The organism is uncultured Endozoicomonas sp., assembly GCF_947495845.1.
In the GTDB taxonomy this organism is placed as follows: domain Bacteria; phylum Pseudomonadota; class Gammaproteobacteria; order Pseudomonadales; family Endozoicomonadaceae; genus Endozoicomonas.
Genome location: NZ_CANMAO010000012.1, coordinates 41,173 through 53,601, shown reverse-complemented (window position 1 = coordinate 53,601; position 12,429 = coordinate 41,173). Strand labels below are relative to the sequence as shown.

General features: G+C 47.2%; 9 protein-coding genes. 5 read left to right on the top strand and 4 right to left on the bottom strand.

Going from position 1 to position 12,429, the window contains the following annotated elements; translation table 11 throughout:
- Positions 1-683: 683 nt before the first annotated feature.
- The 5 genes from dnaA to lpcA all read left to right on the top strand — a co-directional run bounded on the left by dnaA (position 684) and on the right by lpcA (position 7,719).
- Positions 684-2,255 (top strand): chromosomal replication initiator protein DnaA, encoded by a 1,572-nt coding sequence (gene dnaA / locus Q1B11_RS10000; RefSeq protein WP_299731553.1) that lies wholly within the window; start codon positions 684-686, stop codon positions 2,253-2,255.
- A 72-nt stretch (positions 2,256-2,327) separates the two neighbouring features.
- On the top strand, positions 2,328-3,431 hold the full coding sequence (gene dnaN / locus Q1B11_RS09995; RefSeq protein ID WP_299731550.1) for a DNA polymerase III subunit beta: 1,104 nt from the start codon (positions 2,328-2,330) through the stop codon (positions 3,429-3,431).
- A gap of 87 nt (positions 3,432-3,518) precedes the next feature.
- Entirely contained in the window at positions 3,519-4,664 is a 1,146-nt protein-coding gene (gene recF, locus Q1B11_RS09990) for a DNA replication/repair protein RecF (RefSeq protein ID WP_299731546.1), read from the top strand.
- The gene (gene gyrB, locus Q1B11_RS09985; protein ID WP_299731543.1) at positions 4,657-7,071 is read left to right on the top strand and encodes a DNA topoisomerase (ATP-hydrolyzing) subunit B; all 2,415 of its coding nucleotides are present in this window, start codon (positions 4,657-4,659) and stop codon (positions 7,069-7,071) included. The genes recF and gyrB overlap by 8 nt, the downstream gene beginning before the upstream one ends.
- Positions 7,072-7,134: 63 nt before the next feature.
- Positions 7,135-7,719, top strand: coding sequence for a D-sedoheptulose 7-phosphate isomerase (gene lpcA, locus Q1B11_RS09980; protein WP_299731540.1), 585 nt, complete (start codon positions 7,135-7,137; stop codon positions 7,717-7,719).
- 27 nt (positions 7,720-7,746) lie between these two features.
- On the opposite strand, the gene Q1B11_RS09975 is transcribed toward lpcA, so the two are convergent.
- The 4 genes from Q1B11_RS09975 to glyQ all read right to left on the bottom strand — a co-directional run bounded on the left by Q1B11_RS09975 (position 7,747) and on the right by glyQ (position 12,251).
- Positions 7,747-8,514, bottom strand: a complete 768-nt coding sequence (locus Q1B11_RS09975; protein ID WP_299731537.1) for a lysophospholipid acyltransferase family protein — start codon at positions 8,512-8,514, stop codon at positions 7,747-7,749.
- A complete protein-coding gene (gene gmhB, locus Q1B11_RS09970; protein WP_299731534.1) occupies positions 8,514-9,080 on the bottom strand; it encodes a D-glycero-beta-D-manno-heptose 1,7-bisphosphate 7-phosphatase in 567 nt (188 codons plus the stop codon). The genes Q1B11_RS09975 and gmhB overlap by 1 nt, the downstream gene beginning before the upstream one ends.
- 106 nt (positions 9,081-9,186) lie before the next feature.
- The gene (gene glyS, locus Q1B11_RS09965) at positions 9,187-11,274 is read right to left on the bottom strand and encodes a glycine--tRNA ligase subunit beta (RefSeq protein WP_299731531.1); all 2,088 of its coding nucleotides are present in this window, start codon (positions 11,272-11,274) and stop codon (positions 9,187-9,189) included.
- On the bottom strand, positions 11,274-12,251 hold the full coding sequence (glyQ, locus tag Q1B11_RS09960) for a glycine--tRNA ligase subunit alpha (RefSeq protein ID WP_299731528.1): 978 nt from the start codon (positions 12,249-12,251) through the stop codon (positions 11,274-11,276). The genes glyS and glyQ overlap by 1 nt, the downstream gene beginning before the upstream one ends.
- Positions 12,252-12,429: the final 178 nt, after the last annotated feature.

Genomic DNA, 12,429 nt, shown 5'->3' with positions numbered 1-12,429 from the left:
TTACAAAAGACGGGCATTCTAAGTAATTGAAGAGGGGGCGTCAATTTGCATTTGTCAAGAAGCACCGTAGTAGCACTGTTGTTTACACTATGTCTTTTGCGTTGCCTATATAGAAGTGGAATTTATTCAGGTGAAATGTTTTCTTACTTATATAGATAAGAGATTTATCTCTTATGTGATGTGTATTAGAAATAGATGTAATTATTACGGTGGCACTTTTGTGTGGATAAGTGGCTTTTGCCCAGGTTTTATAAGGGATTGATCGTGTGCATGTAGTTGTCTAAAGCCTCTCTGTATTCTGTTGCTTTCATCTTAGTGTCTTGTGGATAAGAAGGCTGTTTATCCACAGAGGAAATCCTGGTCATGTTACCCACAGGAAGAACATAAGATTCAAGGGTACTCATTAACGGGGCTTTCCACAGCTTTTAGTTGATAACATATATATCTGGTAAAACCTGCTTAGGTTTATTCAAGTTATTGATATATATAATAAATTTTATTTTTATTGGTAAGTTCAGCTTCCAATCTCTATGTGGATAACTTTATCCAAAAAGGATACAATTTCTTTTTATCTATTTACCCTTATCCTTAACGAACCTGAAGGTCTTCAGCAGGCTGTCTGACCGGCTTCAGTGATACCCGTATCAGATCTTGATCTGTATCAGGAAAGTAGGAGATCGCCTGTGCCTCTCGAGCTATGGCAGAAATGCATTAACATGTTGCAGGATGAACTGTCTTCCCAGCAGTTCAATACCTGGATTCGGCCTTTGAAAGTGATGGGGGACGATTACGACCTCTGCCTGCTGGCACCTAACCGTTTTGTTGCAGACTGGGTTAAAGAGAAGTTTCTGCCACGAATTGAAGAAATTCTGGATGAGTTATCCGATGGCGAATCCCCTGCGGTCGCTCTGGCGGTTTCCAACCGTCGCCCGGCGTCTTTGACCAAGCGCACAACTCGCGTCAGGGAGTCGGAGCCAGCAACGATTTCAGTTTCCGATAGACCCATAGAGAACCCTTTAAAACAAGCTGCTATAGAGCAGTCTGTGGTGACTCATGAGCTGGTCTCGTCTTTACCGGTAGCGAAAGATGAAACGCCTGAACCCGATCTTGTTGCCGAGATTGAGAAAGAGTCTGCCCAGATAAAGGTTAACCCTTTAAAAGAGAGCAGTGTTGATCATGAGGAACCGGCTGCCCCACCACCAAGGCAAGTGGTTGTGGAAGGCTCCATCAAACACCACAGTTCCCTGAACACAGGTTTTACCTTCGATACTTTTGTTGAAGGTAAGTCGAACCAGTTAGCGTTGGCGGCAGCAAAGCAGGTGTCTGAAAATCCGGGCTCTTCCTACAACCCACTCTTTTTATACGGTGGCGTTGGTCTTGGTAAGACTCACTTGATGCATGCGGTGGGTAACTCTCTGGTTAAACAAAATCGTAATGCCAGAGTTGTTTATCTTCACTCCGAACGGTTTGTAGCGGATATGGTCAAAGCGCTACAGCTGAACGCTATCAATGACTTTAAGAAGTACTATCGTTCTGTTGATGCATTATTGATTGATGATATCCAATTCTTTGCGGGCAAAGAACGTTCCCAGGAAGAGTTCTTCCATACCTTTAATGCGTTGCTTGAAGGTGGTCAGCAGATGATTCTGACCTGCGATCGTTACCCGAAAGAAATTAACGGCGTTGAAGAACGGTTGAAATCCCGGTTTGGTTGGGGCTTAACCGTTGCGGTTGAACCGCCGGAATTAGAAACCCGTGTTGCTATTTTGATGAAGAAGGCAGAGCAGCATAAAGTAGAGCTTCCCCATGAGGCGGCTTTCTTTATTGCTCAGCGGATTCGTTCCAATGTTCGTGAGCTGGAAGGGGCTTTGAAACGGGTTATTGCCAGTGCTCACTTTATGGGGCGGCGTATTGATATTGACCTGATTCGCGAGTCTCTGAAAGACCTGTTGGCATTGCAGGATAAACAAGTCAGTATAGATAATATCCAGAGAACGGTGGCTGAGTATTTCAAGATCAAGGTGACGGATATTCTGTCCAAGCGTCGCAGTCGTTCCGTAGCCAGACCTCGTCAGATCGCCATGGCGCTCTCGAAAGAATTAACCAGTCACAGCCTGCCTGAGATTGGTGATGCCTACGGTGGCCGTGATCACACGACAGTGCTCCATGCCTGCCGTAAAGTGAAGGAACTGGTGGAAGCAGATAATGAGATCAAAAGTGATTACAAAAATCTGTTGCGTTCCCTTACCAGTTAATTAATTGTTTTTAATAGAGTTTTAGGGCGTGATGTTGATCGCCCTTCCCAGTTAGCCAAGAGAAGGAAAGCGATGAAATTTACCATTAATCGGGAAGCATTGCTTAAACCACTTCAGCTGGTTGCCGGTGTGGTTGAGCGTAGACAAACCCTGCCGGTGTTATCCAACGTGCTGATGGTGGTTGATGGAGATCAACTGTCGTTAACCGGTACCGATCTGGAAGTGGAACTGGTTGGTCGTGTAACGCTGGATGATGTGGCAGAAGGTGGAGAGATTACCATCCCGGCGCGCAAGCTGATGGATATTTGTAAATCCCTGCCGGATAACACACTGATTGAGTTTAAGCAGGAAGACCAGCGAGTCAAACTGAAAGCTGGGCGCTCACGGTTCACATTGTCCACGCTGCCAGCCAATGACTTCCCAAGTATTGAAGAAGAAGCCGGTTCGATCTCCTTCACTATTGGTCAGTCCCGTTTGCGTCGTCTGATTGATCGCACGGCGTTTGCCATGGCTCAGCAGGATGTTCGTTATTACCTGAATGGCATGCTGGTTGAAGTGAGCCAGAATTCGCTGCGTGCAGTAGCGACTGATGGTCACCGTCTTGCCATGTGCAGTGTGGATGCTGACATCAATCAGCAGGAAAAGCATCAAGTTATCGTACCGCGTAAAGGTATCATGGAAATGGCGCGCCTTCTGACGGAAGGTGATGAAAGTGTTCATATCACCTTGGGCGCCAACCACATCCGTGCGAAAACTGGCGAGTTTATGTTCACCTCCAAACTGGTGGACGGTAAATTCCCTGATTATGATCGAGTCATTCCAAAAGGTGGTAACAAGGTTATCATCGGGGATCGTCAGGAATTGCGCCATGCATTTCAGCGTGCGTCTATTCTATCCAACGAAAAGTATCGTGGTATTCGCCTGATACTTTCCGATGGTCAGCTTAAGGTTATGGCTAATAACCCAGAGCAGGAAGAAGCTGAAGAAGAGATGAGCCTGGCTTATCACGGCGAAACTATGGAAATGGGTTTCAACGTCAGCTATTTGCTGGATGTGCTGTCGGTACTTTCCGGCGACACTATTAAGATGACCTTATCCGATCCAAACAGCAGTGCACTGCTGGAAGAATCTGAATCTGGGGATTCTACCTACGTTGTGATGCCCATGCGGCTGTAAAGTAGTTTGTGAAAAGGCTGAGTTTTCAGTCTTTTCACTTACTCCATCCTGATCCGGCCACCTGTCCGGCCCGGATATAAACTAAATATGATTCAGCAGCTTAAAATCACTCAAATCAGAAATCTTATTTCTGCCAGCCTTCAACCATCCCCTTCTATAAATGTGCTCTATGGATTCAATGGCAGTGGTAAAACCAGTGTGCTTGAGGCTATTCATTTATTGGGCGTTGCTCGCTCGTTTCGAACATCCCGCATCAAACCTGTAATTAATCGGGAATCTGATATCTGCACAGTATTTGGCAGATTAGGTATGAGTTCAGGAACTATTCCCATCGGAGTCTCTCGAAACCTTATGGACGAATCGTTGCAGATTCGGGTTTCCGGTGAGAACCTGAAATCCACATCCGAGTTGGCAAGGTTGCTTCCGCTGCAGGTTATCAATCCTGATACATTCAGGCTGCTAGAAGGTTCACCCAAGCTAAGAAGACATTTCATCGATTGGGGAGTGTTTCACGTGAAACATCAGGATTTCTTCCCCATTTGGAAACGCATGCAGAAAGCGCTTAAACAGCGGAACAGTTTGCTCCGTCATGGTAGAATAAACGGTTCCGAATTGTCTTCGTGGAATATTGAGTTTGAAAAAGCGGCGAAAGCCATAGATCAACTGCGAAGCGATTATATCCAGAAGCTGATACCGGTCTTTAAAGAAGTATTGTCGGAATTATCGGATATGGATGATCTGACTATCCAATATTACCGTGGGTGGGATAAAGATCGGGATTTAAAAGAAGTATTAGAAAGTGGGCTGACTCGAGATATTCAGTCAGGCTATACCCACGCCGGACCGCAGCGGGCGGATCTGAGAGTAAGAATTGGCCGGGGTAGTGCTGTCGATGTACTTTCCCGAGGTCAGCTAAAACTGGTGGTGTGTGCTCTTAAACTGGCACAGGGATTTCTCTACAAAGAGATACAGGGAAAGCAGTGCGTTTTTCTTGTGGATGATCTGCCATCAGAGCTGGATACCATCAACCGGCAAAAGTTGTGTCGGTTGTTTCAGAAAATGAAATGCCAAACCTTTATCACTTGTGTTGAGAAGGAGGCATTGGAAAATTGCTGGTTACCTGAAACCGAGGTGAAATTGTTTCACGTGAAACACGGACAGGTGGAATTGGATGATAACCCTGGTCAGCAAAGTATTCGCCGGGCAGAGTCTTTGGAGATAGTGCATGAGTGAACAAGTTTACGACGCGTCCAACATTAAGGTTCTTAAGGGCCTGGATGCTGTGCGCAAGCGCCCGGGTATGTACATTGGTGACACGGACGATGGCACCGGCCTGCATCACATGGTGTTCGAGGTGGTGGATAACTCCATCGATGAAGCGCTGGCAGGGCATTGCGATAAGATTTCTGTGATTATCCACCCGGATGAATCCATCACGGTAAAAGATAATGGCCGTGGTATTCCGGTAGATATCCACGAAGAAGAGGGCGTATCTGCGGCAGAAGTTATCATGACGGTACTTCACGCCGGTGGTAAGTTCGATGATAACACCTACAAGGTGTCCGGTGGCCTTCACGGCGTGGGGGTTTCCGTTGTAAACGCACTTTCCAGCCAGTTGAAGCTGACTATCCGTCGTCACGGTAAAGTTCATCAACAGATTTACAGTCAGGGCGTACCGAACGAACCACTGAAAGTCATCGGTGAAACGGATGTGACCGGTACGGAACTACACTTCATTCCGTCACCGGACACGTTCTCAAATATCCAGTTCGTTTATGAAATTCTGGCAAAGCGTCTTCGTGAACTCTCCTTTCTGAACTCCGGTGTCTATATCCAGCTGACGGATGAGCGCACCGGCAAAGTTGATGACTTCAAATACGATGGTGGCCTTCAGGCGTTTGTTGAATACCTGAACGTTAACAAATCCACCATCAATAAAGTCTTCCATTTCAATATGACTCGGGAAGATGGCATTGGTGTGGAAGTGGCCATGCAGTGGAATGACAGCTTCCAGGAAGGCGTATTCTGCTTTACCAATAACATTCCACAGCGGGATGGCGGGACGCACCTGGCCGGTTTCCGTGCAGCACTGACACGAAGCCTGAATAACTACATCGAAAGAGAAGGTTTCCAGAAAAACGCCAAGGTAGCCACTTCCGGTGATGATGCTCGTGAAGGTTTGACGGCGATTATTTCTGTAAAAGTGCCGGATCCTAAGTTCTCTTCCCAGACCAAAGACAAGCTGGTTTCCTCTGAAGTGAAAGCGGCCGTTGAACAGGAAATGGGTAAATACCTCAACGACTACCTGATGGAAAACCCCCAGGAAGCCAAAGCCGTTGTCGGTAAGATGTTGGATGCAGCAAGAGCCCGTGAAGCTGCCCGTAAGGCCCGTGAAATGACCCGTCGTAAAGGCGCGCTGGATATCGCAGGCTTACCAGGAAAGCTGGCGGATTGCCAAGAGAAAGACCCTGCGCTTTCTGAACTCTACATAGTGGAGGGTGACTCTGCAGGCGGTTCCGCCAAGCAGGGACGTAACCGTAAGACTCAGGCTATTCTACCTCTGAAAGGTAAGATCCTGAACGTAGAAAAAGCCCGCTTCGATAAGATGCTTTCTTCTCAAGAAGTCGGCACCCTGATCACAGCATTGGGTTGTGGTATTGGTCGTACCGAATTCAATATCGAAAAACTGCGTTACCACAACATCATTATCATGACCGATGCGGATGTGGACGGTTCCCACATCCGTACACTGCTGCTGACGTTTTTCTTCCGTCAGATGCCAGAGCTGATTGAACGTGGCTACATCTATATTGCACAACCACCGTTGTACAAAGTAAAACGTGGTAAGCAGGAACAATACCTGAAAGACGAAGCAGCTCTGGATGGTTACCTGACTCAGTCTGCGCTGGAAAACGCCAGCCTGCACGTTAATGAAAATGCACCGGGTATTGCGGATCATGCTCTGGAAGAACTGGTTAGAGAATTCCGTGATGTGCACGCGCTTACCGATCGACTGGCTCGGGTATATCCATCGCACATTCTGAAAGAAATGATTTATATGTCGGCGCTGAATCCGGAAAGTCTTTCAGATAAGAGCGCTATGGAAGCGTGGGTTGGCCAGCTGAGCACTCGTATCGAAAATCTAAAAGTGGCCGGCAGTGTCACTGAGTGCACCGTTGAGGAAGACAAAGAGCACAACGCCTGGTTGCCAAAGGTAACGATTGTTTCCCACGGTATTGCTACGGATTATCGTCTGAGTTCAGATTTCTTTGTCTCTACCAACTACGCAAAAATCTCCTCTCTCGGTCAGAAGCTGCAAGGCCTGATTGAAGACGGTGCCTATATCCAGAAAGGTGAGCGTAAGAAGGAAGTCACTTCCTTTGAAGAAGCCTTACAATGGCTGATGACCGAATCGACCAAGCGCCACTACATTCAGCGTTATAAGGGTTTGGGTGAGATGAATCCTGACCAGCTCTGGGAAACCACGATGGACCCTGACGTTCGCCGTATGCTGAAGGTCACCATTGATGATGCCATCTCTGCAGATCAGATCTTCAATACATTGATGGGTGATCACGTTGAACCACGTCGTGAGTTTATCGAGAGCAATGCTCTGAATGTAGCGAATCTGGACGTTTAAAATCATTTCAATGCCGGCGTTAAGCCGGTATTTTTTTAGAATTTGCTTTAGGGTGTGTTGTTTATGTCCTCAGAATTTAAAGCAATTATCCGGCAGGAGCTGGAAGAGGCAGCAGTTGTTCTTAACCGGTTTCTCGATGATGAAACTAACCTCGATGCCATTGATCAAGCTGCACGACTATTGTCTGACAGTTTTAAAGACGGTGGTAAGGTACTGTCCTGCGGTAATGGCGGTTCCCATTGTGATGCTATGCACTTTGCAGAAGAGCTGACCGGTCGTTACAGAGAAAATCGTCCTGGCTATCCTGCCATTGCGATTTCCGATCCAAGTCATATCTCCTGTGTATCCAATGACTTTGGTTACGATTACGTCTTCTCACGCTATGTTGAAGCGGTGGGTAGGGAAGGGGATGTGTTGTTCGGAATTAGCACCAGCGGAAATTCTGGAAACATTATCAAAGCCGTAGAAGCTGCCAGAGCCAAAGGTATGAAAGTGATTCTTCTGTCTGGAAAAGACGGTGGAAAAATGGCGGGAACGGCTGACGTTGAAATCCGCGTTCCGCACTTTGGTTATGCTGACCGGATTCAGGAAGTACATATAAAAGCGATCCATATCATGATTCAACTTATTGAAAAATATATGGAATAAAGAAAAGGCCGGCTTCCCGGCCTTTTCTTATTTTGTGGCATAAAAACGCTTTAGTGATTCAGCAATGGTGTTTCTCGCCTGATCGTTCGCTTCCGCAACACTTAATGATTCCGTCTTGATAACGTTGCCTACCTCAACCTGAATAGTGCCAGGTCTTTTCAAAAAACCACGACTAGGCCAGAAGCTACCAGAATTGTGTGCAATGGGTAGAATGTTTGTTTCAGCAGCTTTCGCTAAACCGGCACCACCCCGGGAGAATTTCCCGGGTTCTCCGGGAAGTGTTCGCGTACCTTCAGGGAAAATCAAAACCCAAACACGATGCTCCAGAGCCGCTTTACCTTGATCACGAACTTGCTGAAGGGCTAGACGAACATCTTTTCGGTCAATGGCAATGGGTTTGATTTTACGGAAGGCCCAGCCATAAAAGGGGATGTTTAAGATTTCTTGCTTGATAACCTGCGTTTGAGGTGTTATCAGTGTTTGCAGGAAAAAAGCTTCCCAGGCACTTTGGTGGTTACTGATAACCACACAAGGTTCAGCAGGAATATTCTCTCTACCGGTCACCTTCCATGAAATACCACAGATAAACCGACAGAGATAAACCGCAACAATCGCCCACGGTTTTACAAACAACTGATGACGTTGGCGAAAAGGAAGAAAAGAAATTAGCAAGATCATCAGCACGGACCAAAAGATCGTCCATACCGCCAGACACGAATAAAAAATAGCCGTTCTAACCACCGAAAGGCAGGTTGAAAATAAAGAGTATTGATTCTGGCTGGCGGCTGCTGACATTAAATTCCCTCTGAAACCAGTGCTTCAACAAAATTCTGTAAATTATTAAATACCGGCACATCCATAGTAACCGGTAGTTCATCTGGGCTCTCAGAAAGTTTAGCCTGAGTTTTCAACCCTTTACCAGTGAGTACTAAGGCGACTTTGCATCCGCATTTTGCGCCAGCCTGAAGATCTCTTAATGAATCACCAACAACCCATACGTGTTCAGGAGTTCCGTTAAATTCCTGAAGTACTTGTTCAATTAAGCCCGTATCCGGTTTTCGGCAATGGCAGTGATCCTCCGGCCCATGAGGGCAGAAATAGATTCCATTAATATGTCCGCCCTGAGCTTTCACCAGAGTAAGCATTTTTTCATGCATGGCTTCCAGCACTTGCAATGAGAAATAGCCTCGGGCAATACCCGACTGGTTAGTGGCAATGGCAATTTGGTAACCGGCTTTTGTTAGTTGGGCTATAGCCTCGATACTTCCCGGAATTGGAATCCATTCTTCTGCAGACCGGACATAATGATCCGAGTCTTGGTTGATCACACCATCCCTGTCCAGAATTACCAGCTTTGTCATTCTCTTATCCCAGATACAAAAAATCCCAGAAACCGAATCTTTGTTTCCGGGATTAGTGAACCCTGATATAAAGCTGCGGCTGTTGCCGAACTGTATCAGGTTAAAATCAGCTTTTCTGTAACAAACTGATATCAGCAACATGCAGGAACAAGCTTCGTAGCTGCTTCAGCAAAGCATAACGGTTCATGCGAACCGCTTCGTCTTCAGCATTAACCAGAACGTCATCAAAGAAACGGTCAACCGGCTCTTTTAAAGAAGCCAGGCTTTCCATGGCATCAGCGTAGAGACCTTTCGCAAGTGCAGGTGCAATCGCCTGTTTGCAGGATTCTACCGCTTCCGCCAGCGCTTTCTCGGCATCTTCGCTTAGAAGTGCGGCGTTAACGCTATCAGGAATAACAATGTCACCCGCTTTGGCCAGAATATTGGAGACTCGCTTATTGGCTGCAGCCAGAGCATCGGCTTCATCCATCGCGTTAAAGCGAGTGACTGCTTTGATACGTAAATCAAAATCCAATGGGCGAGTTGGGCGCAATGCTTTAACCGCATTGATTACCTCAACAGCAACACCGTCTTCCTGATAAGCCGCATCGAAACGCTCGAGCATATAATTGACGATTGTCGTGTTTAGTTTGTCGAGGGCTGGCAGTTCTACTTTTTGTTCCTGATAACCGGCAATGGCTTTTTCTACAAGCGCTTCCAAATCAAGGTTGAGATTCTTCTCAACAATAATTCTCAACACACCAATGCTTGCCCGACGCAGTGCAAATGGGTCTTTGCTGCCTGTTGGCAGTTGTCCGATACCAAAGATGCCGGTGATGGTGTCAACTTTATCAGCAATTGCAACTGCGCAACCGGTCAGGCTGGAAGGCAGCTGATCGCCGGCAAAGCGAGGCATGTACTGCTCATCAAGGGTTTTGCTGACTTCCGGGCTTTCACCATCATTCGACGCATAGTACTGACCCATGATGCCCTGAAGTTCTGGAAACTCCAGAACCATCTCAGACACCAGATCCGATTTGCAAAGCTGACCTGCTCTTTCTGCCAGTTTGGCATCGCCACCTTCGGCGTTGGAAATAAACGCAGCAAGATTGGCAATACGTTCAGTTTTGGCGAACACGGAACCCAGTTGCGCCTGGAAAACAATCGACTTTAATTTTTCACGACGATCGTCTTGTGTTTGCTTACGATCAGTGTCGTAGAAAAACTTTGCATCAGACAATCGTGGTCGTATAACTTTTTCGTTACCTTCCACCACATGTTTTGGCTCGCTGCTTTCAATGTTCGCAACAGTAATAAAGTAGGGAAGCAGGTTTCCAGAAGCATCCACAACGTGGAAGTATTTCTGATGCCCTTTCATGGAAGAAATCAGCGCTTCGGATGGTACAGATAGAAACTCATCATCAAAACGACCAGACAGCGCCACTGGCCATTCATTCAGTGCTGCTACTTCATCCAGCAGGTCGTCATCAATCACCGCCTGACCATTAATATCAGCAGCTACTTTTTGCACCTGCTCATTGATCATGTCACGGCGGGCAGCAAAGCTGGCAACAACCTTGCCCTGTTGATGCAGCGTTTGTGCATAATCCGCAGGGTTCGTGATGGTGATTTCCTGATTCGCATGGAAGCGATGGCCACGAGTGGTAGCGCCTGCTTTAAGACCAAGAATTTCACAACCAACAATCTTGTTACCCAATAGCATCAGCAACCAGTGAACCGGGCGCACAAATTCCGTACGACGAGCACCCCAGCGCATGCGCTTTGGAATCGGCAGGCTATTCAGTGATTGGGAAATTATCTCTGGCAGCAGCTCGCTGGTCGATTGGCCTTGCTGAACCGTACGGAATACCAGACGATCTTCCTGAATCAGATCATCAAAGTTAACGCCATTGGAACGGGCAAAACCTAAGGCCGCTTTGCTTGGGTTGCCATCAGCATCAAAAGCCGCTTTAACTGCGGGACCTTTCTTTTCAATTTGTTGATCCGGCTGAGCAGTGTCCAGACCTTTGATCAGCAGTGCCAGACGACGCGGTGCCGCAAACGATTCAACCTCATTGTAAGTGATTTGAGCTTTATCCAGACCGGAAAGAATGCCTTGGGTAAACGCATCTGAAAGGCTTTTCAGCGCTTTCGGTGGCAGCTCTTCGGTTCCCAGTTCGACCAGGAAGTCTTCTTTATGAATTGCGGTGCTCATTATTTAGCCTCCTGCGCGCTGTCTTTCTTTGCTTCTTTTTCAAGAGAGGCTAGCACTTCATTTCGAATCGCTTCATCCGCCATTGGGAAGCCAAGTTCGTGTCGTTTATCGAAATAAGCTTTGGCAACCGCTCTGGCCAGAGTTCTGACACGCAGGATAAAACGCTGACGTTCCGTTACCGAGATGGCATGACGGGCATCCAGCAGGTTGAAAGTATGCGACGCTTTCAGTACGTATTCGTAAGCCGGTAATGGAAGGTTCAGCTCAACCAGCTTTTTGGATTCGCTTTCAAAGAAATCAAAATGCTTGAACAGATCATCAGTGTTCGCATGCTCAAAGTTGAAAGTAGACATCTCCACTTCCTGCTGATGGAACACATCTCCGTAAGTCACCGGGCCTTGTGGGCCGTGAGTCCAGATAAGATCGTAAACGTTGTCTACATTCTGGATATACATGGCCAGACGTTCGAGACCGTAAGTGATCTCGCCAGTCACCGGATAACACTCCAGACCACCTACCTGCTGGAAATAGGTGAACTGGGTGACTTCCATCCCGTTCATCCATACTTCCCAGCCAAGACCCCAGGCACCGAGAGTCGGGGATTCCCAGTTATCTTCCACAAAACGGATATCGTGAACCAGCGGATCAATGCCAAGAGCGCGCAGGGAATCCAAGTACAGTTCCTGAATATTGTCAGGAGACGGCTTCATCACCACCTGAAACTGATAATAGTGCTGCAGACGGTTCGGGTTCTCACCATAACGGCCATCCGTTGGGCGGCGGCTTGGCTGAACATAAGCGGCATTCCAGTTCTCCGGACCAATCGCACGCAGAAAAGTCGCCGGGTGGAACGTGCCTGCCCCCACTTCCATATCCAGCGGTTGCATGATGGCGCAGCCCTGTTGGGCCCAAAATTGTTGCAGGGCAAAGATCAGCCCTTGAAATGTTTGAGTATCTGGCGTGCTCTGGGAAGTCACTTGTCTACCTCTTGGAGGCTTTCCCTGTGAGCGACGACTCCCAGGGGGCAATTGTAAAAATAGACGGGGATTATACCGGTTTACGGCGGTAAAATTAAGCTGTGGATAAGCTGTGAAAAATGTGGGTAAGAAGTGTTGATACTATAATTCAGCAGCACTGAAGTATGAGTTTTCTTTC

What these genes read in the sequence shown, in the direction of transcription:
- dnaN (WP_299731550.1), top strand. Translation starts at nt 2,328, where the DNA reads ATGAAATTTACCATTAATCGGGAAGCATTGCTTAAACCACTTCAGCTG.
- recF (WP_299731546.1), top strand. Translation starts at nt 3,519, where the DNA reads ATGATTCAGCAGCTTAAAATCACTCAAATCAGAAATCTTATTTCTGCC.
- gyrB (WP_299731543.1), top strand. Translation starts at nt 4,657, where the DNA reads ATGAGTGAACAAGTTTACGACGCGTCCAACATTAAGGTTCTTAAGGGC.
- lpcA (WP_299731540.1), top strand. Translation starts at nt 7,135, where the DNA reads ATGTCCTCAGAATTTAAAGCAATTATCCGGCAGGAGCTGGAAGAGGCA.
- Q1B11_RS09975 (WP_299731537.1), bottom strand. Translation starts at nt 8,514, where the DNA reads ATGTCAGCAGCCGCCAGCCAGAATCAATACTCTTTATTTTCAACCTGC.
- gmhB (WP_299731534.1), bottom strand. Translation starts at nt 9,080, where the DNA reads ATGACAAAGCTGGTAATTCTGGACAGGGATGGTGTGATCAACCAAGAC.
- glyS (WP_299731531.1), bottom strand. Translation starts at nt 11,274, where the DNA reads ATGAGCACCGCAATTCATAAAGAAGACTTCCTGGTCGAACTGGGAACC.